General features: G+C 59.3%; 15 protein-coding genes. 5 read left to right on the top strand and 10 right to left on the bottom strand.

The window, feature by feature from the left end:
- Positions 1–7: 7 nt before the first annotated feature.
- Positions 8–310, bottom strand: a complete 303-nt coding sequence (locus AACY11_RS01515; protein WP_339493692.1) for a BufA1 family periplasmic bufferin-type metallophore — start codon at positions 308–310, stop codon at positions 8–10.
- 212 nt (positions 311–522) lie between these two features.
- On the opposite strand from AACY11_RS01515, the gene AACY11_RS01510 reads away from it, so the two are divergent.
- Positions 523–2,226 (top strand): DUF2599 domain-containing protein, encoded by a 1,704-nt coding sequence (locus AACY11_RS01510; protein WP_339493690.1) that lies wholly within the window; start codon positions 523–525, stop codon positions 2,224–2,226.
- 34 nt (positions 2,227–2,260) lie between these two features.
- Positions 2,261–3,499 (top strand): DUF2599 domain-containing protein, encoded by a 1,239-nt coding sequence (locus tag AACY11_RS01505; protein WP_339493689.1) that lies wholly within the window; start codon positions 2,261–2,263, stop codon positions 3,497–3,499.
- Between the two features lie 92 nt (positions 3,500–3,591).
- Here AACY11_RS01505 and AACY11_RS01500 read toward each other — a convergent pair whose 3' ends face one another.
- From AACY11_RS01500 to AACY11_RS01480, 5 genes are all read right to left on the bottom strand, one after another.
- Positions 3,592–4,293 (bottom strand): ABC transporter ATP-binding protein, encoded by a 702-nt coding sequence (locus AACY11_RS01500; RefSeq protein ID WP_008082262.1) that lies wholly within the window; start codon positions 4,291–4,293, stop codon positions 3,592–3,594.
- Positions 4,294–5,061, bottom strand: coding sequence for a high-affinity branched-chain amino acid ABC transporter ATP-binding protein LivG (gene livG, locus AACY11_RS01495; RefSeq protein WP_339430653.1), 768 nt, complete (start codon positions 5,059–5,061; stop codon positions 4,294–4,296).
- Positions 5,058–6,314 carry a high-affinity branched-chain amino acid ABC transporter permease LivM gene (locus AACY11_RS01490; protein ID WP_221731426.1) on the bottom strand — a complete coding sequence of 419 codons (1,257 nt, stop codon included), beginning with the start codon at positions 6,312–6,314 and terminating at the stop codon, positions 5,058–5,060. Before AACY11_RS01490 ends, livG begins: the two co-directional genes overlap by 4 nt.
- Complete coding sequence (gene livH / locus AACY11_RS01485; protein WP_221731425.1) at positions 6,311–7,234, bottom strand: high-affinity branched-chain amino acid ABC transporter permease LivH; 924 nt, start codon at positions 7,232–7,234, stop codon at positions 6,311–6,313. Before livH ends, AACY11_RS01490 begins: the two co-directional genes overlap by 4 nt.
- A 230-nt stretch (positions 7,235–7,464) precedes the next feature.
- Positions 7,465–8,592: a branched-chain amino acid ABC transporter substrate-binding protein gene (locus tag AACY11_RS01480; protein ID WP_339430654.1), complete on the bottom strand. Its 1,128-nt coding sequence runs from the start codon at positions 8,590–8,592 to the stop codon at positions 7,465–7,467.
- A gap of 353 nt (positions 8,593–8,945) precedes the next feature.
- Between AACY11_RS01480 and AACY11_RS01475 the strand changes: the two genes are divergently transcribed.
- Positions 8,946–9,266 carry a DUF2288 domain-containing protein gene (locus tag AACY11_RS01475; RefSeq protein ID WP_339430655.1) on the top strand — a complete coding sequence of 107 codons (321 nt, stop codon included), beginning with the start codon at positions 8,946–8,948 and terminating at the stop codon, positions 9,264–9,266.
- Positions 9,267–9,546: 280 nt separating this feature from the next.
- Here the strand turns inward: AACY11_RS01475 and AACY11_RS01470 are convergent, their stop codons facing one another.
- Positions 9,547–11,748 (bottom strand): hypothetical protein, encoded by a 2,202-nt coding sequence (locus AACY11_RS01470; RefSeq protein WP_339430656.1) that lies wholly within the window; start codon positions 11,746–11,748, stop codon positions 9,547–9,549.
- A 195-nt stretch (positions 11,749–11,943) separates the two neighbouring features.
- Between AACY11_RS01470 and AACY11_RS01465 the strand changes: the two genes are divergently transcribed.
- Positions 11,944–12,840, top strand: coding sequence for an NAD(P)-dependent oxidoreductase (locus AACY11_RS01465; protein ID WP_339493688.1), 897 nt, complete (start codon positions 11,944–11,946; stop codon positions 12,838–12,840).
- Here AACY11_RS01465 and AACY11_RS01460 read toward each other — a convergent pair.
- Together AACY11_RS01460 and AACY11_RS01455 are read right to left on the bottom strand one after the other, a co-directional pair.
- Positions 12,731–15,013 carry a putative bifunctional diguanylate cyclase/phosphodiesterase gene (locus tag AACY11_RS01460; protein WP_339493687.1) on the bottom strand — a complete coding sequence of 761 codons (2,283 nt, stop codon included), beginning with the start codon at positions 15,011–15,013 and terminating at the stop codon, positions 12,731–12,733. The genes AACY11_RS01465 and AACY11_RS01460 overlap by 110 nt on opposite strands.
- A gap of 148 nt (positions 15,014–15,161) precedes the next feature.
- Positions 15,162–15,530, bottom strand: coding sequence for a YkgJ family cysteine cluster protein (locus AACY11_RS01455; RefSeq protein ID WP_339430767.1), 369 nt, complete (start codon positions 15,528–15,530; stop codon positions 15,162–15,164).
- A gap of 301 nt (positions 15,531–15,831) precedes the next feature.
- On the opposite strand from AACY11_RS01455, the gene AACY11_RS01450 reads away from it, so the two are divergent.
- The gene (locus AACY11_RS01450) at positions 15,832–17,181 is read left to right on the top strand and encodes a spinster family MFS transporter (RefSeq protein ID WP_339430659.1); all 1,350 of its coding nucleotides are present in this window, start codon (positions 15,832–15,834) and stop codon (positions 17,179–17,181) included.
- A 158-nt stretch (positions 17,182–17,339) separates the two neighbouring features.
- Here the strand turns inward: AACY11_RS01450 and rapA are convergent, their stop codons facing one another.
- Positions 17,340–20,186, bottom strand: a complete 2,847-nt coding sequence (gene rapA, locus AACY11_RS01445) for an RNA polymerase-associated protein RapA (RefSeq protein WP_339430660.1) — start codon at positions 20,184–20,186, stop codon at positions 17,340–17,342.
- Positions 20,187–20,261 lie beyond the last annotated feature (75 nt).

The following is a 20,261-nucleotide window of genomic DNA, read 5'->3' as shown; positions in this document are numbered from 1 at the left end:
CCGGTTATCAGGACTTGGCTTTGAAGGCTTCCATCTGACCGAATCCGGTCGGCGAGGTTTTGCTTTCGGTGGTGGCGCAGGTGCCTTTCGGAACGAGTTTCCAGGCATTGGCCTGGTAGTCCATTTTGGATGTGCCGGCGCAAGTGGTGCCTGCACCTGCGGCACAATCGTTTTGACCTTTCATGGCTACGCCGAAGCATTTTTCCATGTCATCGGCAGCGTGGGCGGTGGAAACGGCGGCGATGTTCAGGGCAGAACCGAGGGCCAGAACCAGGGCAGTGGCGGACAGGGTGCGAGTGGTAGCAGTCATGATGTTTCTCCAGTCTTGTTCAGGTTTTTACAAGCGTTTTTTCCGCTTGCTTACCCCTCTAGAGAAAGCTCATGGCAATGCGTTACAGCCCACCGCAAATCTTTTTAGGCGTTGTCGCAGCGGTAGCCCCTGCAGGGGGCGCGTATCGAGATGTGTTCTATAGTGATTTTAGAGGCCCATCGAGGCGGGCCTATTTACCAGGACGGTATCTCATGACAAAGGATCGCTCGCCTTCAGTTGTTCTATGGCGCAGGACTGCATCCCTGGCTTTGGCCTGCACGTTGCCCTTGATGTTCTCGACGGTCGCAGCCCAAACCGTCTCCGATCCGCTGGACACGCTCAGGCGCATCAACCACAACTACAACACCCTCAAGGATGCCTGCCAGGAACCCGATACCGGCGCCGCACGCGGTCTCTATTATTGCAGTGGCGTGACCTTGCGCATGGTCAATGACGGGCCGTTCAACCCTTGGGATTACAGCCCTTACGCGATCAAGATCGGCGCGACGTCCTACTCGTGGATCCGCAAGGACCTGAGCACGCGAATCCTCATTCACCCCGCCGGGTTGGTCCTGCGCACGCCAACCGATGCTGCGGCTTTGAACTTGCCGGTCAAGGAGCAGGGTTTCACCTGTATCTACGCCTTCGATGGCGGTACCGGGCCTGAGCGCAAATGGTACGGCTGCGGTTTCTTCGACAGCCGCGAACCACCGCGTGCCGCGCAAGGCGTGATGAACAACCGCAATGCCGCGTTGGCCTACGGTACCTGTGCAGAAGCGGGCGTCACCACTGCCGAGCAATGGACACAGAAATACACCGGGCTGATGAAAGGGCCGATCCAGTACGGCCAGTGTTCCTGGAACGCGGAGAAAACCAGCGACTGGCACGCGATGATCCGGGTGCACGAATCCCGGCGCAGTACCACCAACAAGGATCCTTTTTCCTTCAGTGGCCAGGTCAACGAGTTCATGTTGAAAAATGCCACGGCGACCCGCGACGGCAGCGAAAACATGAAGTACATCGATGCCTTCATCTACAACGTCAACAGCACGCAAAACTTCGCCACTCGCGGTGATCAGGCGCCGCCGAAACCCGAGAATGGCCTGAACAGTGCGCGCAATTTTCAAAAGAAACTTCAGACCCAAGGCTACAGCGTGCCGATCCTGCGACTGGACTTCACTAAGCCGACAGCGGAGCGCTTCAGCTACGTGGCGGCGGATCAGGCGATCGACGAAATGGTGGTGGCGGGTGCCCCTGCACCCAAGTACATCGCCGCAGCGACGTGGATCGAGCGTTACGACCCCGGCAGCAAGAAAAACGAGTGGTCGCTCAAGGTCACGCCCACCGCTCAAGGCCAGGCGATTCAGGCCAGTGATCAAGAGGCTTTGTACAAGGAGCTGTTTGCGCTGCGTGGCGCCGACAGCCAGTGGCGCGATTACGAAAAATCGGCGGGCAGCATGCGTGGTCAACTCAGTTGCCTGATCCAGAACTATCCGGCCAAAACCCAATGGAACCTTGAACCGTTCCGTCCCAATGTGAGCCCGCAGGACTCAGCGAAAGCCGGCTGCAATCCGCTGGCGCCCACGGCGGCGCAATACATCGCTTCTGCCGACTGGATCAAACGCTACGACCCTGGCACCCGTCAGGATGAGTGGAGCCTGAGCATCGTGCCGACGGCGGTGGGGCGCGCACTGCCCAACGAGCAGGTCGGCGCTTTGTACGACCAGTTGTTCGCCCTCAGGGGCTCGGACAGTCGCTGGCGCGATAACGAAACGTCCGTCGGCAGCATGCGTCAGCAATTGAACTGCGTGCTGGTCAATTACCGCAACAAGACGCCGTGGAATCTCGAGCCGTTCCGGCCGGCGTTATCGGACAGCGAAACCCGGGCAGCGGGTTGTAATCCTGTCCCGCGTTGAAGGTGTGTGTTGGCTAATCAAGGAGATGCAAGCCATGCAAAAACGTTTGAACACAATCGCGCCATTGCTCTTGTTACCGCTGCTGGTGCAGGCGACATGGGCCAATGCCGAGTCATGCGACGAGACCCTGAAAAAGGTCGAAACGTTGTACAACAAAACCGTCGACAGCTGCGGTCAGGATCCCGCCTCGGACTGTTCGGGATTGTTGGTGCGCGGCACGCACCGTGCCGATCCGGCCAAGGGGCAGAAGTGGGATGTGTGGAATCCCAGCCCGAAAGCGCTGGAACTGGGCACATTCGCCGCCTCTTATATGCGTGCCGACGGCATCAGTTATGAAGACCCCGGCATGAGCACGCAGAACGGCTACCTGATTACGCCGAGGGATCTGGTACGCGACCCTGAAACGCCGGTGCATGTCTATTGCGCGTTTCCCAACGACGCCTGGACTGATTTTCGCAACGACCGTGGCTGTGGCGACAACAAAAACACCGCCCCGACCGAGGCGGTCTGCCAGGCCATGAAGCCGCCGATTGCGACGCCGAATGCCTGGGTGGCGCACTTTACCCAGTACAACAACAACCGTCAGCAGGACCAGTTGCAGTGCGGTTTCAATATGCGCAATCCCATGAGCAGCAAGGAGCGGGTCGACGCCTTTCGCAACTTCATGGGCGCACGCAAAGTCATCAACAGCCGTGAGTTTCAGACGCAGACGGAGTTGCGCCTGGGCAACCCGAAAACTGACGAATTGCCGATTCTGGCGTTTTTCTACAGTGACCAGCGCGGCTTGAACGATGCCATGGCCAACCAGCGCGACTACAAGGCCAAGACCGGCAAGGATCGCAACATCATCAAGATCGATTTCCCGAGAACCCCGGTCGGCAAGGCCAGCTTCTCGTGCATCCAGGGCGCCACGCCAGCGGCGCCGAAGTTCTGCGAAAAATACATCGAGTCGAGCACTTGGGTGCAACGTCCCGACCCGAAACTGGGACCGAACACCTGGTCACTGCAAGTCGTGCCGACCGCGTGCGGTCGAGCGATCAAGGATGATCAGACTGACCGGATGTTTGCCGAGTTGTACAACAAACACAAAGACGATCAGCAATGGCGGCAGTACAGCGTCAACGGCGGGTCGTTGCGGCGGCAGATGGTTTGCCACCTCGCGGCAACCTATGAGGGCAAGCCTGTGCGCAACAAACCCGAGTGGAACCTTGAGCCGGCGCGTCCTTACGTCGATCAGACCACTGCCGTGGCCCAACACTGCAACCCTTATTAACGGCTTTTGATTTTGTGAGGGCGGTGGGTTGAAGGTTTGTAGCGCGCACAAAAAAACGGCCCGAAGGCCGTTTTCCTGTTTCGCGAAAGGCCTCAACCGCCCAGATACGCCTCGCGTACTTTCGGGTCGGTCAGCAGCGCTTCACCGGTGCCTTGCATCACTACGCGGCCGTTCTCCAGAACGTACGCACGATCAGCGATTTTCAAAGCCTGGTTGGCATTCTGCTCGACCAGGAACACCGTCACACCGTCCTTGCGCAGCATTTCGATGATGTCGAAAATCTGCTGGATGATGATCGGTGCCAGGCCCAGCGACGGCTCGTCGAGCAGCAGCAGTTTGGGCTTGCTCATCAGCGCACGGCCGATGGCGAGCATTTGCTGTTCGCCGCCGGACATGGTGCCGCCACGCTGGTTGAAGCGTTCTTTCAGGCGTGGGAAAAGGCCGAGAACCTTGTCCATCTGTTCCTGATAGTCGCCCTTGTCGGTGAAGAAGCCGCCCATGGACAGGTTTTCTTCAACGGTCAGACGGGCGAACACCCGACGACCTTCCGGCACCACCGCGATGCTCTTGCGCATGATCTGCGACGAGTCCTGGCCGACCAGTTCCTCACCCATGTAGCGGATGCTGCCGCTGTGGGCTTGCGGCGAGCCGCACAGCGTCATCAGCAGCGTGGACTTGCCGGCACCGTTGGCGCCGATCAGGGTCACGATCTCGCCCTGACGGACTTCGACGTTGACGCTGTGCAGGGCCTGGATCTTGCCGTAGAAGGTGGAAACGTTTTCGAACTGCAGCATTTACGCTTCCCCCAGGTAGGCTTTGATCACTTCAGGATTGTCGCGGATCTGTTCCGGCGTGCCGTCAGCCAGAGGTGTGCCCTGGTTGATCACGACGATATGGTCGGAAATGCTCATGACCAGTTTCATGTCGTGTTCGATCAGCAGCACGGTCACGTTGTGCTCTTCGCGCAGCACGCTGATCAGCGCCTTGAGGTCTTCGGTTTCCTTTGGGTTCAGGCCGGCGGCCGGTTCGTCGAGCATGAGGATCCGCGGGCGGGTCATCATGCAGCGGGCGATTTCCAGACGACGTTGCTGACCGTAGGCCAGGGTGCCGGCGCTCCGGTTGGCGAACTCTTTGAGGTTGACCTTTTCCAGCCAGTACTCGGCAAACTCCATCGCCTCGCGTTCGCTTTTGCGGAACGCCGGGGTCTTGAACAGGCCGGACAGGAAGTTGGTGTTCAGGTGACGGTGCTGAGCGATCAACAGGTTCTCGATCGCCGTCATGTCTTTGAACAGTCGCACGTTCTGGAAGGTACGAACCACGCCTTTGAGGGCGATCTTGTGACCCGGCAGGCCCTGAATCGGCTCGCCGTCAAGCAGGATGCTGCCGCCGGTGGGCTGATAGAAACCGGTCAGGCAGTTGAACACGGTGGTCTTGCCCGCGCCGTTCGGCCCGATCAGTGCAACCACCTGTTTTTCCTTCACCGTCAGCGCCACGCCGTTGACCGCCAGCAAGCCGCCGAAGCGCATGCTCAGATTTTCGACTTTAAGGATCTCGCGGCTCATTTGCTCAGCTCCATGTGGGGGCGTTGCATCGGCAGCAGACCTTGTGGACGCCAGATCATCATCAACACCATCAGGGCACCGAACATCAACATGCGGTACTCGCTGAACTCACGCATCATTTCCGGCAACAGGATCATCACCACGGCCGCGAGGATCACGCCCAGTTGCGAGCCCATGCCACCGAGCACCACGATGGCGAGGATGATCGCCGACTCGATGAAGGTGAACGATTCCGGCGTTACCAAGCCCTGACGGGCGGCGAAGAAGCTGCCGGCGAAACCGGCGAACGCGGCCCCCAGCGTAAACGCCGAAAGCTTGATCACGGTCGGGTTCAGACCCAGCGCGCGGCAGGCAATTTCGTCTTCACGCAGCGCTTCCCATGCACGACCGATCGGCATGCGCAGCAAGCGGTTGATGACGAACAGCGCGGCCAGTGCCAGCAGCAACGCCACCAGGTACAGGAAAATCACCTTGTTGATCGAGTTGTACTGCAGGCCGAAATACTCGTGGAAGGTCTGCATGCCTTCTGCCGCCTTGCGTTCGAAGGTCAGGCCGAAGAACGTTGGCTTCTCGATGTTGCTGATGCCGTTCGGGCCACCGGTGATGTCGGTCAGGTTACGCAGGAACAGACGGATGATCTCGCCGAAGCCGAGCGTCACGATTGCCAGATAGTCACCGCGCAGACGCAATACCGGGAAGCCCAGCAGGAAGCCGAACGTCGCAGCCATCAGGCCGGCAATCGGCAGGCAGATCCAGAAGCTCAGGCCATAGTAGTGCGACAGCAGCGCGTAGCTGTAGGCACCGACGGCGTAGAAGCCGACGTAACCCAGGTCGAGCAGACCGGCCAGACCGACCACGATGTTCAGGCCAAGGCCGAGCATCACGTAGATCAGGATCAGCGTTGCGATGTCCACCGCGCCACGGGAGCCGAAGAACGGCCAGACCAGCGCGCCAAGGATCAGCGCGATGATGATGTAGCGTTGGGTGGTCGGCAGGGTCAGGAAGTTGCTGGCCTTGGCCGGGATCAGCGGCATGCCGGGCGAGGACTTCCACGCCTTGCTGATCTGCTGGTTGAACAGCACACGCAGGAACATCAGCACCGAGCAAATGGCGATGGTCGCCAGAATGGCCGGGCTGGTGTTATGCACTTCAAGGTTGATGCCGACGATGGTCAGTTTCAGACCCAGTACCGGGTAGGCCACAGCCCACACCAGCAAAGCGCTGAACAGCGCCTGTTTAAGATTCCTAGTCATACTTTCTCAACCTCCGGACGGCCCAGAATGCCGGTCGGACGGAACAACAGCACCAGAACCAACAAGCCGAAAGCCACGACGTCCTTGTACTGGTCGCCGAAGATATCGGCACCAAAGGCTTCCGCCACCCCAAGCACCAGCCCGCCGAGCATGGCGCCGGGAATGCTGCCGATGCCGCCCAGTACCGCAGCGGTGAAGGCTTTGAGGCCGACCAGGAAACCGGCGTTCGGGTTGATCACGCCGTATTGCATGCTCAGCAGCACGGCCGCGATGGCCGCCAGCGCAGCACCAATGACGAAGGTCAGGGCGATGATGTTGTTGGTGTTGATGCCGAGCAGGTTGGCCATCTTGATGTCTTCGGCGCAGGCGCGGCAGGCGCGACCCAGGCGAGAGCGGGAGATGAACAGCGTCAGGCCGAGCATGGCGATGAGGGTCACCACGAACACCACGATTTGCATGTAGGAAATCAGCACTTCATGTGCGCCACCTGGCCCGAAAGTAATGTTGCCCGGAATCAGGTTGGGGATGGATTTGTCCTTGGAGTCTTGCGCCAGCAGAACCGTGTTCTGCAGGAAGATCGACATACCGATGGCGGAAATCAGCGGAATCAAACGGTTGCTGCCGCGCAGGGGGCGGTAGGCGATCCGTTCGATGCTGTAACCGTAGGAACTTGTCACGACGATGCTCGCGATGAAAGCAGCGGTCATCAACAGCGGGACGTTGTCGATTCCCATCATGGCCAGCCCGGCGATGGCGATGAACGCCACGTAGGAACCGATCATGTACACCTCGCCATGGGCGAAGTTGATCATTCCAATGATGCCGTAGACCATCGTATAGCCGATGGCAATCAGGGCATACGTGCTGCCAATGGTCAGACCATTAACCAGCTGCTGGAAGAAGTGATAGAGGTCAGGCATTACAACGCTCCTAAAAACCTGATACGCATTTCACTGGTGGAGTCATTTTCCCGCCCGGCCCCGTGGATCTTTATCCACTTCGAATCCGGGTTTTGCCAGCGAACCGCTGATGACGGTTTTGAGATTTTCAGGTGGGGAGACTGGCGGATCACGCCAGCGCGGCCCATACATTCGTAAAACAAAGCCCACGGCACGCCGTGGGCTTTATTGGCAGTCAGTCAGGCAGGGCCTTACTGAGGCGAAGCTTCAGTTTTTGGTTTGCCGAAGTGCCACTCGTAAACCACAAATTTGAAGTCCTTCAGGTCGCCCTTGGCGTCGAAGCTCAGATCGCCGGTCGGGGTTTTGAAGGTGCCAGCGTGGATAGCTTCAGCCACTTTGGCAGTGTCTTCGCTCTTGGCGGCAGCGATACCGCCGGCAATCACTTCAACAGCCGAGTAGGACGGGAATACGAACGGGCCGCTCGGGTCTTCTTTCTTCGCCTTGAAGGCATCAGCCAGGGCGACGTTGGCCGGATCCTGGTCGAAGGATTTCGGCAGGGTTACCAGCAGACCTTCGGAAGCGTCTTTGGCGATCTGCGAAATGGAGTCGTTACCCACGCCTTCCGGACCCATGAACCTGGCTTTCAGGCCTTTTTCAGCGGACTGACGCAGGATCAGACCCAGCTCTGGGTGGTAGCCGCCGTAGTAAACGAAGTCGACGTTGGCTTGCTTGAGTTTGGCGATGATCGAGGAGAAATCCTTGTCGCCGGCGTTGATGCCTTCGAACACGGCGACTTTCACGCCATCCTTCTCCAGCGTGGTTTTCACGGCGGTGGCAATGCCTTCACCGTATTGCTGCTTGTCGTGCAGAACAGCGACGACTTTCGGTTTGACGAACTTGGCGATGTAGTTACCGGCGGCAGGGCCCTGGGCGCTGTCCAGGCCGATGGTGCGGAAGACCATTTTGTAACCACGGGCGGTGATTTCCGGGCTGGTGGCAGCCGGGGTGATCATGATCACGCCTTCGTCTTCGTAGATGTCCGAAGCAGGCTGAGTGGAGCTGGAGCACAGGTGACCGACCACGAACTTCACGCCGTCGTTGACGACCTTGTTCGCGACCGCGACCGCTTGTTTCGGATCGCAGGCATCGTCGTATTCAACGGCTTCGAGCTTCTTGCCGTCGACGCCGCCCTTGGCGTTGATCTGTTCGATGGCCATTTTCGCGCCACTGAACTGCATGTCGCCGTATTGGGCTACTGGACCGGTTTTAGGACCGGCGATACCGATTTTGATGGTGTCAGCTGCGAACGAATGGCTGGCAACACCGGCCAGAACCATAGCGGCAAACAGTTTGGAAATCTGCTTAGTAGCCTTTGTCATAGTGCTCCACTCTTACTGTTGTAATTTTTTTGAGTTCTGGCGCCGTAGCAGCAGAACCGGGTCAGATATCTTTGCGATACCCTCCGGAAAATGCCCCCGGCAACTGTACCGGTACAGTGTAGAGCGCCGGTTGTAAGCCTGGGAAGCGGGCGCCGAGGGACAAAACCTGAGGGTGTCGCATTTTTGAATGAAAAAGACAGAATTGCGGCGGGGCGTTCGTGGGCATATATCCCAATCAGCAGCATTCCTTGGCGTTCCTGCTCTTTTCGTTCGGTGAAGCGATTTGCTACCGGGTTTTGCTGGCGGACCACCGACGTTATCATTCGCGTCGATTTCTTTTCCGGACAGTTCCCATGAATCAAGAACCTAGCACCCTCTATGCCAAGCTGCTTGGTGAAACCGCATCTATCACCTGGAAAGAGTTGGAGCCGTTCTTTGCCAAGGGTGCCCTATTGTGGGTCGACCCAAGCCTTGATTTGATCGCCGCTGCCGAGGCCGTGGCCTCGGACGATGGTGCCAAAGTGGCTGCCTGGCTGGCCGAAGACAAGGTCGCCAAGCTGTCTGAAACGCGGGCACTGGATATTTTCGAGCGTGACCCGGCGCTCTGGGCGGTGGTGGTTTCACCGTGGATTCTGATCCAGGAAAGGGCGCTTGCCACTGATGTCGCACCTTGATGGTGCGGACGGTCGTCAGCGAAAAGTGTGTAGCCGAGTAGCGTGATGGCACGTTGCCGTGAAGAAAGGCCACAAGCGAGGGTGGCATCACGGTGACGTAAACGTAACGGGAACAGTTTAGTAAGCAGCCTAACGGCTGCTTAATTGTTTCTGGATGTTGGAAAGGTTGAGATGTTCAGTGAACTTGAGGGCCTCTTCGCGAGCAAGCCCGCTCCCACATTTGGAATGCATTCCCCTGTGGGAGCGGGCTTGCTCGCGAAAGGGGCGACTCGGTTCTGGATCAGACCGTGAACGACTTGCCGGTATGGCTATTGAGGGAAATAACCTTGGTCTTGCCAATCCGGTGACGATAAATCTCACGCAGGTACTTGATCGCCTTCTTCACGCAATCGCGTGACAGGCGAATATCGTTGATCGAGACAAACTTCTCTTTGTCGTTGATCAACTCGCGATACTTCTTCTCGTACATCGGTTTGATCGCGTACCAGTTGGTGTCGAGGATCTTCGCCGGGTTCTCGAACTCGTTGAGCAGTTCATCGATGCGGTCTTCGTCGAAGTCCTCATGGATGATGAAGTCGAGGATCGAATTGTCCAGCGTCTCGTCGAAACGGTACGGGTTTTTCGCAAAGCAGCGCTTGATGAACGCCACGATCAGCGTCAGGAAGTCATCCGACAGGCACGGGCTCTTGGCGATGAGGGTGGTCAGCGACAAGTTGGCCGAGGCACCGATCACCAGTGCGTAGCGCTTGAGCGTGGTGTTGGGGAACAGGCTGTTGAGGTGGGTCTTCAACCGGTTCAGGTCCATGTACGACAGCTTGTAGTCTTTTGGCAGCGAAACGATCGAGACCACCGACGAGCAGTTCTTGAAGAAGTGCAGGTCGTGCAGCGCGGCGGCGTCGTAGCCGGAGTTCTTGTACTGCTCCAGCGAGGCGCGATAACGCTTGGATTCGATCGGCAGCAAGCTGATGCCCTCGATCGCCTGGGTCACTTTGTTGAAGTGCGGCAGGTCGATCGAGCGGAAGAACAGATCGTCGATGTTCAGGCGCTGTGGTTCTTTGTCGAACACCTTGAACTTGTCGCTGCTCGGCGGCGGCGTTTCCGGCACCACCGATTCGGCATAGGCAATCGCCACCGGGCCGGCCAGACTCATGAACAGGTCGTTGGCGTCGAGGCGAATGGTTTCGCCGATGTCGATGCCGGCGCGGCGGAAATAGTTCTGGTCGTAGTCAGTCGTGACCGCCTGCGCCGTCAGAATATTGAAGATCTGCTGCGAGATGTACTGGTTGGCGTGCTTCTCCATCGCATTGACATCAATGTTCTGGATGTTGCCGTCATCGCTTTCTTCGGCGTAACGCATGATGTCGTTGGAGATCAGCATCATTGCGTTCCATGGGCGGATACGGCCCATGACGCTGGCTTCGCTGCTGTCTTCATTGGCGAAGTTGTAGGAGAAATCCCATTCTTCCGACAGGTATTTGCACAGCAAGCGACCGGCGTTGATGTGCAGCGCCTCGGACATTTCGCTGCGGTGGTCGGAGATGTTCGGCAGCACGCAGATGCCGCTGGTGAAGATCGGCTCGAACACGAACGAATGCCCGCTCTTGCCGTCATGCTCGTCCATCGGCTTGGTGTCGAACGTCTTGTTCATGTACGAGTGCTGTTGGGCCAGGCCGAATTCCGAAGCCATGCCCGAACCGGTACCGCCGCCGGCACTGAAGATCGAAAAGTACAGACGCGACTGGTTGGCCTTGATGCCGCAGCTGTCGATCAGGTACGAGTGGATCATTTTCCAGTCAGGGCTGGAGAAACGCTGGGTGTCCTTGTTGAGGATGATCTTGGCCAGGTACTGGCCGAGGATCGGCGCGTTACCGGCGCCACCGGCGTGGACTTCAGACAAGTCCATGATCTTCATTTTGCTGTAGTCGCGCAGGAAGCCGCTTTTCTCGCCCTTGCGCGAGAAGCGGATGCGCCCGGCGATGTCTTTGTCGAGGTCGCCGAGCATCACCAGCGGCTCAACCAGGAACACCGGTTTGCTCGCCTTGTTCGGGCCGATCCGCAGGTTGTTTTTGATCCACTGAGCCGGGCTGTAGCCCTTTTCGGCGTAGCGCTTGTCCGGCGACAGGCGATCTTCGTTGTTGAATTCGTTGAGGTAGAACTTGCGCGCGTTGTACACCAGCTCAGCGACATCGAGGGCGATGTTGGAGCCGCAGCGACCGAGGCCGATCAGGCACACCGACGGAAATTCCTGATCGTTGTGCTGCTCGTTGTCGCCTTCAAGGTGTGGCGGACGCGGGAACACCAGATCACGCAGGCCGTCGAGGTTGTCCAGGATACGGTCGGTATTGGTTTCGGTGAAGTACAGGTATTGCTGGGTCGACAGCGGGCGCGAGGGAACCAATGGCTTGGACGATGACGGGCTGTTCGCAGCGGGGCTCGCGGTCAGATCGGATACCGCTGTGGCGGGATTGTTTTTAGAAGTCATTGTGCGCCATATACCTGGACTGGGTCGGCTCGATAACCAATGTCAGCGAACCTCACGGAATAAGATCTCGCGTCTTTTTTGCGCGAATTGAGCCCGAGCGCCAGGGATTTGGCCTGACTGTCGCTGGGGGGAATCCTTTCCTGATCGATGATGAATCGGCCATTATTCGGCGATCTTTAATCAAAAGGAGGCTAAATGATGTCAACGCTACCTTCGTTGGGATTCGCCGGAATCGGTCTGATGGGCCTGCCGATGTGTCGGCGCCTGTTGGCGGCGGGTTATCCGCTGACGGTGTGGAATCGCAATCCGGCCAAGTGCGCGGCGCTGGTCGACGCCGGTGCCCTACAAGTCGCCAGCCCGGCCGAGCTGTGCGAACACGCCGAGGTGGTGATGCTGTGCCTGGCGGATACGGCGGTGGTGCGTGAGGTGGTGTTCGGCCCGGCCGGCGTTGTCGAGGGCGCGAAGCACGGTCAGTTGCTGGTGGACTTTTCCAGCCTTGAACCGACGGCGACGCGTGAGATGGCGGCTGAACTGGCAGACAAAACCGGTATGCGCTGGATGGACTCACCGGTGTCCGGCGGTGTGGTCGGCGCCGAGGCGGGCAGTCTGGCGATCATGGTCGGTGGCGATGCGGCGGACCTTGCGCGTGTGCGCTCGGTGCTGCTCAATCTCGGTCAACGCGTTACGCACATGGGCGGCATCGGTGCGGGACAGGTGACCAAAGCCTGCAACCAGATGATCGTCGCCTGCAATGCACTGGTGATCGCCGAAGTGGTGGCGCTGGCCGAACAGGCCGGGGTCGATGCAAGCCTGATTGCCGAAGCGCTGGCCGGTGGTTTTGCCGACTCCAAACCGTTGCAGATCCTCGCCCCGCAAATGGCTGCAAGCCGTTTCGAACCGATCAAATGGCATGTGCGCACGCTGCTCAAGGATCTCGACACGGCGGTGAAATTCTCTCGCGAGCAGGGTTCGGCGACGCCGATCAGCGGATTGGCCGCACAACTGATGCGCCTGCATGGGGCGCAAGGCTTTCTGGAGAAAGATCCTGCGACGCTGGTGCAAATGTACCGCGCGCCAGAATCAACGGATTGACCCCAGGCGAATGTTTGCGCTGATTGATTTCTTCCAGTACCGGGCGCAGTTCGTCCATTGGTACCGGACGACTGAGCAGGTAGCCCTGAATGAAATCGCAGCCCGAACGCTCGAGGAATTCGTACTGCGCCAGGCTTTCCACGCCTTCGGTGACCACCTGCAAATGCAGGGTGTGCGCCATGGCGATGATCGCCTGGACGATCTCCATGTCCGCCGTGGCTTTGGGGATGTCGAGAATGAAGGAGCGGTCGATCTTCAGGGTGTTGAGCGGCAGGCGCTTGAGGTAGGCCAGCGATGAATAACCGGTGCCGAAATCGTCGATCGACAACGACACGCCCAGGGCACGGATCTGCCGCAGTAGCACGAGGGTGTTGGCGATGTTGCCCATCAGGGCGTTTTCGGTGACTTCCAGTTCCAGGCGCTCCGGCGCGACACCTGCCGCGCGCAACGCGCTTTCGATTTCGTCAGCCAACGCTTCGCGTGTGAGGTTGAGCGGCGAGCAGTTCCAGGCGATTTTCAACGCTTCGCAGCCATGGCGCGACAACTCGCCCAGGTCCTTGCAGGCCCGGCGCAGCACCCAATTGTCCAGTTCGGCGATCAGACCGTTGTTTTCGGCGATGCTGATAAAACGGTCCGGCGTCAGCAGACCCTGTAACGGATGCTGCCAGCGGATCAGCGCTTCGAGCTTGGTGACCCGACCGGTTTTCAGTTCGAAAATCGGTTGGTAATACAGCATCAGACCGTTTTCTTCACCCAACGCCTGGCGCAGTTCTTCCTCCAGTTGCAGCTCCATGCTGGCTCGGCTTTTCAGGTTGGAATTGAAAAAATGCAGGCCATTGCGCCCCGCGCCTTTGGATTGATACAGCGCCAGATCCGCGTGCTTGAGCAGTTCCTCGCAGGTGGAACCGTCGTCGGGATACAGGCTGATGCCGATGCTGGTGGTCATTACCATGCGCCGTCCGGCCAGCTCGATCGGCTCTTTCATTCTCAGCATGATGCGTTGAGCCATGTTGCGGGCTTCTTCACGGTCGTTCAGCCCGATCAGGATGCAAAACTCATCTCCGCCAAAACGCGCGACGACATCTTCATGGCTGCGCACTGAGCCTTTGATGTGATTGGCAATCACTTTGAGCAGTGCATCGCCGGCGTCGTGACCGAGGCTGTCGTTGATGCGTTTGAAGTGGTCGATGTCGAGAAACATCACCGCAAGCATGCCGCCCTCGGTGGTTTTCTGGCTGAGTTTCTCGGCGAAGATCTGGTTGAAGCCGCGACGGTTGATCAGGTTGGTCAGGGCGTCGTAGTTGGCCGCTTGTTGCAGCGACATACGCGCTTGATCAAGTTGGCTGAGCAGGGCGTTGACCCGGCGCAGGTCGTGTTCCTTGTTCTGCAGTTTCCTGTCGGCCAGCGCGGCGCTGATTGCACTGCCCAGGATCAGCAAGATGATCAGCGCCACGGTCAGGCCCAATTGCAGGTGGTTGGTTTGCGCTGGCAGGAACGGAACGCTGCCCGGCGCCAAGACCTGTTTCAGCGCGGCCATTGCCGTGAAGTGCGTACCGAAAATGCCTGCGCCGAGGATCAGCGCGGCGCCGTACTTGAGCATCTGATGAAACAGGCCACTGCCGTCGCGCAGATAGCGCGCCACCCACAGCGCAGCGAAGCTGGCCCCCATGGCGATCACGATCGACAGCACGAACAGGAACGGCTGGTAGTAGAGGGTGGCATTCGATTTCATGGCTGCCATGCCAACGTAATGCATACCGGCGATGCCGAGCCCGATCAGCAGGGCGTTTTTGAGGCAGTGCACCAGGCTCGGTTGCGCCTCGCCCAACGTGTGCATCGCCAGCCAGGAGGCGAGCAGGGCGATCAGCAGCGAAAACAGGGTGATCGGCAGGTCGTAGTGGATGTCGATCGGGGCCTGGAAGGCAAGCATGCCGATAAAGTGCATGGCCCAGATGCCGCCGGCCAGACAGGTCGCACCGATCCAGCGCCACACCCGCTGCGAGCCCGGGTCTTCGGCATGACCGACTCGTTCGGCCATGTCCAGGGTGGCAAAACTCGCGGCGCAAGCGACCAGATAGGCCGCCAGCATCAGCAAGGGGTTGTGTGTGCCATTGAGTATGACCTGCCCGCTCTCCGGCAGCTCGGTAACAAACTGCAAACCAAGCCACTCCATAGCATGCCCCGTCTCTGAAGTCGTCACTACCGCGCGGTTAACGCAGGCGAATGTCTGGAGTATAGAGGCGGTTTTTGCTGTAGAAGCCGTAGTGGCACATTGGCTGTAATGATTTCGGAATTACCGCAATAGCGATTGGCGCTAAGTGTCAGGCGATCTTTTCCAATGGGATTTCGCTCCAGCCCTGTTGCAAGGGCGGCAGGCCGAAGCGGGCGCGGGCGGCGTCGCAATCGGTATTCTGTTCACCGTTTTCCCAAGATGCCTCGAACTCGCGGCAGGGGCTCGAACGTTTGTCGTAGATCGTGCATTGCACCGCGTTGCCGATTTCGCCAGCCAGCGAGATGCAACGCGGTGATTTGCGGTCAGTGCCGATCATTGCCACCCGGCTTGGGGTGATTTGTGTAACCAGTTCATCTGGGACTGTACCGCCAGAGGATGAGCACTCACCCCAAAAGAAAGACACGCGAAAATGGGAACAGCAGGCACCGCAATTCAGACACGGACTGACTTCGGACATGGGCGGGGGTATCAAAGGGATTGATCGGAAGATCCGGACGGATCCGGCGGCCATTCTATGCTTCGCCACGGACTTGGGAAGGGGGGCGCGGAACTATTTTTTTGTGGCAGGTTTTTTCGCCAAAAGCCCCTGTTTTCGGGGGATTGCAGCGTTATCAAGAGCTTACGTTTCGTTACAGTGCCATGGCTCGATATCAGGCACACGAATGATCACAGACAGCCCCTGCACGGCTGACTAGATTGCAGGTTCCGGGCTCGGTTGCGTCGGCAGTGAAGCCCCATAACAATAAAGAGACGGACCCATGCAGAACTCGACCCAAGCGGCGAATGCCTGGCGCATTCTGTTCCTGTTGTTCCTTGCCAACCTGTTCAACTTCTTCGACCGCACCATCCCGGCGATCATCATTGAGCCGATCCGTATGGAATGGCACCTCAGTGATTTTCAGTTGGGGATCATCGGCACAGCCTTCACCATCGTTTATGCCGTCGCCGGCCTGCCTTTAGGGCGCATGGCCGACACGGGTTCGCGTAGCAAACTGATGGGCTGGGGCCTGGCGACGTGGAGCGCATTGACCGCCGTCAACGGATTGGTCGGCAGTTTCTGGAGCTTTCTGATCGTGCGCATGGGCATCGGCATCGGCGAGGCGAGTTACGCGCCGGCGGCCAACTCGCTGATTGGCGATCTGTTCCCCGCCCATCGTCGGGCGCGGGCCATGGGCATCTTCATGCTGGGTCTGCCATTGGGGCTGCTGTTGGCATTCTTCACCATTGGCGCGATGGTCAAGGCGTTCGATAGCTGGCGGGCGCCGTTCTTCATCGCCGCCGTACCGGGGCTGATTCTCGCGATTTTCATGTTTTTCATCAAGGAGCCCGCGCGCGGCGCAGCGGAAGCCGTGCAGGTTTCCCAAGCGAAAGTCGACAAGCCGATCCGTCGCGTTCTGGCGGTTCCGACTTTTCTGTGGCTGGTGATGGCCGGGTTGTGCTTCAACTTCGCCACTTACGCCTGTAACTCGTTCCTGGTGCCGATGCTGCAGCGCTATTTCCTCATGCCATTGCAGGATGCGGCGGTGGCGACGGGATTGATCGTCGGCGTCACCGGGTTGATCGGCCTGACGCTGGGCGGCTGGATCGCTGACAAGATTCATCAGCGGGTGGCCAGTGGCCGACTGTTGTTCGCGGGGTTCAGTCTGATCATCTCGACCCTGTGCACGGCGTGGGCACTGCATGCCGGGCGAATCGAAATAGGGGTGTTTGTCGCGGTGTTCAGCGTCGGCTGGCTGTTTGCCTATAACTTCTACACCTGCGTGTACACAGCAATACAGGACGTGGTCGAACCGCGTCTGCGAGCGACGGCGATGGCGTTGTTCTTTGCCGGGTTGTACCTGCTGGGCGGTGGTTTGGGGCCGGTGGTGGTTGGCGGGTTGTCGGATCATTTTGCGCACACGGCGATGCTGGCCGAGGGCGCTGAGCAAATGACCGAGGCTTATAAAGCCGTTGGCTTGCATGACGCCATGTACCTGATTCCGGTGGCGCTGTTTTTGACGATGGTGTTTCTGTTTTTGGCCTCGCGATGTTTTGTCCGCGATGCCAAGCGGATGAAAGAGGGGCTGGTGGCTGTCGTCGAGCCTGATGGAGCAGTGGCGACGGCATGATCACTTTCGCGAACACGCCCGCTCCCACCATTTGAAATGCATGCCAAAGCGGGCTTGCTCGCGAAGAGGCCGACAGCATCACCCTGTTAATTGCCAGGCAAACAAAAAGGCCCGCATCGCTGCGGGCCTTCTTGCTTGACGCGGTGGAGCAGGGCGGTTTAACCCGCCACCAGCACCCGAATCGCTTCCAGACGCAAAGCAGCCTTATCCAGCATCGCCAGACCTTGCTCTCGCTGTTCACGCAAGGCAACCAGTTCGCTGTCACGCACGGTCGGGTTGACCGCTTGCAACGCGGTCAGGCGCGCCAGTTCTTCGTCGGTGTCGGCCGCCAGACGGCGGCGAGCCTCGGCCACGCGCTCGGCGTGACGCGGGGTGATCTTGTCTTCACCGGCGTTGATCCGTGGCGTCAGTTGATCGCGCTGGGCCTGGATGAATTTGTTGGCGCTGGCACGCGGCACGCTCTCCAGTTGATCGTTCAGGGTTTCGAACGACACGCGTGCCGACAGGTCGTTGCCGTTGGCGTCGAGCAGGCAGCGCAATGCGGCCGGCGGCAGGTAACGGCCCAGTTGCAGCGAGCGCGGGGCAACCACTTCGCTGACGTAGAGCAGTTCCAGCAGCACGGTGCCCGGTTTCAGCGCCTTGTTCTTGATCAGTGCGACGGCGGTGTTGCCCATCGAGCCGGACAACACCAGATCCATACCGCCCTGCACCATCGGGTGTTCCCAGGTGATGAACTGCATGTCTTCACGCGACAGCGCCTGGTTGCGGTCGTAAGTGATGGTCACGCCTTCGTCGTCGCCCAGCGGGAAACTGGCGTCGAGCATCTTCTCGCTCGGCTTGAGGATCAGGGCGTTTTCCGAATGGTCTTCGCTGTCGATGCCGAACGCGTCGAACAGGGTTTCCATGTAGATCGGCAGGGCGAACTGATCGTCTTGCTCAAGGATGTCCTCGACCAACTGATCGCCTTCGCCCGAACCGCCGGAGTTGAGCTCCAGCAGACGGTCGCGACCGGTGTGCAGCTCTTCTTCCAGACGCTCGCGCTCGGTGCGGGCTTCGTCGATCAGCGCTTGCCACTCGCTGTCGTCGGCTTCTTCGAGCAGCGGCAGCAGACGCGAGCCGAACTGATGCTGCAAGGCATTGCCGGTCGGGCAGGTGTTGAGGAAGGCGTTCAGCGCTTCGTTGTACCACTGGAACAGGCGCTCTTGCGGGCTGGTTTCCAGGTACGGCACATGCAGTTCGATGATGTGCTTCTGGCCGATTCGGTCGAGACGACCGATACGCTGCTCCAGAAGATCCGGGTGCGACGGCAGGTCGAACAGCACCAGGTGGTGAGCGAACTGGAAGTTGCGACCTTCACTGCCGATTTCCGAGCAGATCAGCACTTGCGCGCCGAATTCTTCGTCAGCGAAGTAGGCGGCAGCGCGGTCACGCTCAAGGATGTTCATGCCTTCGTGGAACACCGTGGCCGGGATGCCGGAGCGCACGCGCAAGGCGTCTTCCAGATCCATCGCGGTTTCGGCGTGGGCGCAGATCACCAGCACTTTGGTGCGCTTGAGCATTTTCAGCTGATCGATCAGCCATTCGACGCGTGGGTCGAATTTCCACCAGCGTTCTTCTTCGCTGGCATCCGGCTGGGCCTGGAAGCTGACTTCCGGGTACAACTCGGCGTGATCGCCCAACGGCAGTTCCAGATATTCGTCCGGGCACGGTAGCGGGTACGGGTGCAGTTTGCGCTCCGGGAAACCCTGCACGGCGGCGCGGGTGTTACGGAACAGCACGCGGCCGGTGCCGTGGCGGTCAAGCAGCTCACGCACGAGGCGAGCACTGGCTTCGGTGTCGCCATCGTTGACCGCGGTCAACAGGGCTTCGCCTTCGTTGCCGAGGAAACCATGAATGGTCTTGTGTGCTTCAGGCGACAGGCGCCCTTTGTCGAGCAGTTCCTGCACGGCTTCGGCCACCGGGCGATAGTTCTCGCTCTCGGCGCGGAACGCGGCCAGGTCATGGAAACGGTTCGGATCAAGCAGGCGCAGACGGGCGAAGTGGCTGTCCTGACCGAGTTGCTCCGGGGTGGCGGTAAGCAACAGCACGCCCGGGATCACTTCGGCCAGTTGCTCGACCAGCGAATACTCGGGGCTGGCTTTTTCTTCGTGCCAGACCAGGTGGTGCGCTTCGTCGACCACCAGCAAGTCCCAACCGGCGGCGAACAAGGCGTCCTGCGCCTTTTCGTCGTCGACCAGCCATTCCAGCGCGACCAGCGCCAGTTGGGTGTCTTCGAACGGGTTGGTCGCATCGCTTTCGATGAAACGTTCTTCGTCGAACAGTGCAACCTGCAGGTTGAAGCGGCGGCGCATCTCCACCAGCCACTGGTGCTGGAGGTTTTCGGGCACCAGGATCAGCACGCGGTTGGCACGGCCCGAGAGCAGTTGGCGGTGGATCACCAGACCGGCTTCGATGGTTTTACCCAGACCCACTTCGTCCGCCAGCAAAACCCGCGGCGCGATACGGTCGGCGACTTCACGGGCAATGTGCAACTGGTGCGCGATCGGCTGCGCACGCACGCCGCCCAGGCCCCAGAGCGAAGATTGCAACTGGCGGCTGGTGTGTTCGAGGGTGTTGTAGCGCAGGGAGAACCAGGCCAGCGGGTCGATCTGCCCGGCAAACAGACGGTCGCTGGCCAGACGGAACTGAATGAAGTTCGACAACTGGGTTTCCGGCAGCGTTACCGCTTCGTTCTGCGCGTTGAGGCCGTGATAGACCATCAGCCCATCGACATCGTCGACTTGCTGCACGGTCATCTTCCAGCCTTCGAAGTGGGTAATGCTGTCACCCGGCGAGAACCGCACACGGGTAAGGGGCGCATTCCGTAGCGCGTACTGGCGGGTTTCGCCAGTGGCCGGGTAAAGCACGGTCAACAAGCGGCCGTCCTGTGCCAGAACGGTGCCTAAACCAAGCTCTGCTTCGCTGTCACTGATCCAGCGTTGCCCCGGTTGATACTGCTGCGCCATGCTGCCTGACTCCCACCTTGAAAAAGCGGGCTATCTTAACGGAATGAGGCCCCGAGGCCAAAGGATTAGGAGCCG

Source organism: Pseudomonas sp. RA_105y_Pfl2_P56 (assembly GCF_963970845.1).
Classification (GTDB): domain Bacteria; phylum Pseudomonadota; class Gammaproteobacteria; order Pseudomonadales; family Pseudomonadaceae; genus Aquipseudomonas; species Aquipseudomonas baetica_A.
This window is presented reverse-complemented; position numbering and strand designations above follow the sequence as displayed.

Bases quoted from the DNA above. Each gene is read 5' to 3' on its own strand.
- AACY11_RS01490 (WP_221731426.1), bottom strand. From the start codon at position 6,314: ATGACTAGGAATCTTAAACAGGCGCTGTTCAGCGCTTTGCTGGTGTGG.
- AACY11_RS01505 (WP_339493689.1), top strand. From the start codon at position 2,261: ATGCAAAAACGTTTGAACACAATCGCGCCATTGCTCTTGTTACCGCTG.
- AACY11_RS01515 (WP_339493692.1), bottom strand. From the start codon at position 310: ATGACTGCTACCACTCGCACCCTGTCCGCCACTGCCCTGGTTCTGGCC.
- AACY11_RS01475 (WP_339430655.1), top strand. From the start codon at position 8,946: ATGAATCAAGAACCTAGCACCCTCTATGCCAAGCTGCTTGGTGAAACC.
- AACY11_RS01500 (WP_008082262.1), bottom strand. From the start codon at position 4,293: ATGCTGCAGTTCGAAAACGTTTCCACCTTCTACGGCAAGATCCAGGCC.
- livG (WP_339430653.1), bottom strand. From the start codon at position 5,061: ATGAGCCGCGAGATCCTTAAAGTCGAAAATCTGAGCATGCGCTTCGGC.
- livH (WP_221731425.1), bottom strand. From the start codon at position 7,234: ATGCCTGACCTCTATCACTTCTTCCAGCAGCTGGTTAATGGTCTGACC.
- AACY11_RS01480 (WP_339430654.1), bottom strand. From the start codon at position 8,592: ATGACAAAGGCTACTAAGCAGATTTCCAAACTGTTTGCCGCTATGGTT.
- rapA (WP_339430660.1), bottom strand. From the start codon at position 20,186: ATGGCGCAGCAGTATCAACCGGGGCAACGCTGGATCAGTGACAGCGAA.
- AACY11_RS01470 (WP_339430656.1), bottom strand. From the start codon at position 11,748: ATGACTTCTAAAAACAATCCCGCCACAGCGGTATCCGATCTGACCGCG.
- AACY11_RS01460 (WP_339493687.1), bottom strand. From the start codon at position 15,013: ATGGAGTGGCTTGGTTTGCAGTTTGTTACCGAGCTGCCGGAGAGCGGG.
- AACY11_RS01465 (WP_339493688.1), top strand. From the start codon at position 11,944: ATGATGTCAACGCTACCTTCGTTGGGATTCGCCGGAATCGGTCTGATG.
- AACY11_RS01510 (WP_339493690.1), top strand. From the start codon at position 523: ATGACAAAGGATCGCTCGCCTTCAGTTGTTCTATGGCGCAGGACTGCA.
- AACY11_RS01450 (WP_339430659.1), top strand. From the start codon at position 15,832: ATGCAGAACTCGACCCAAGCGGCGAATGCCTGGCGCATTCTGTTCCTG.
- AACY11_RS01455 (WP_339430767.1), bottom strand. From the start codon at position 15,530: ATGTCCGAAGTCAGTCCGTGTCTGAATTGCGGTGCCTGCTGTTCCCAT.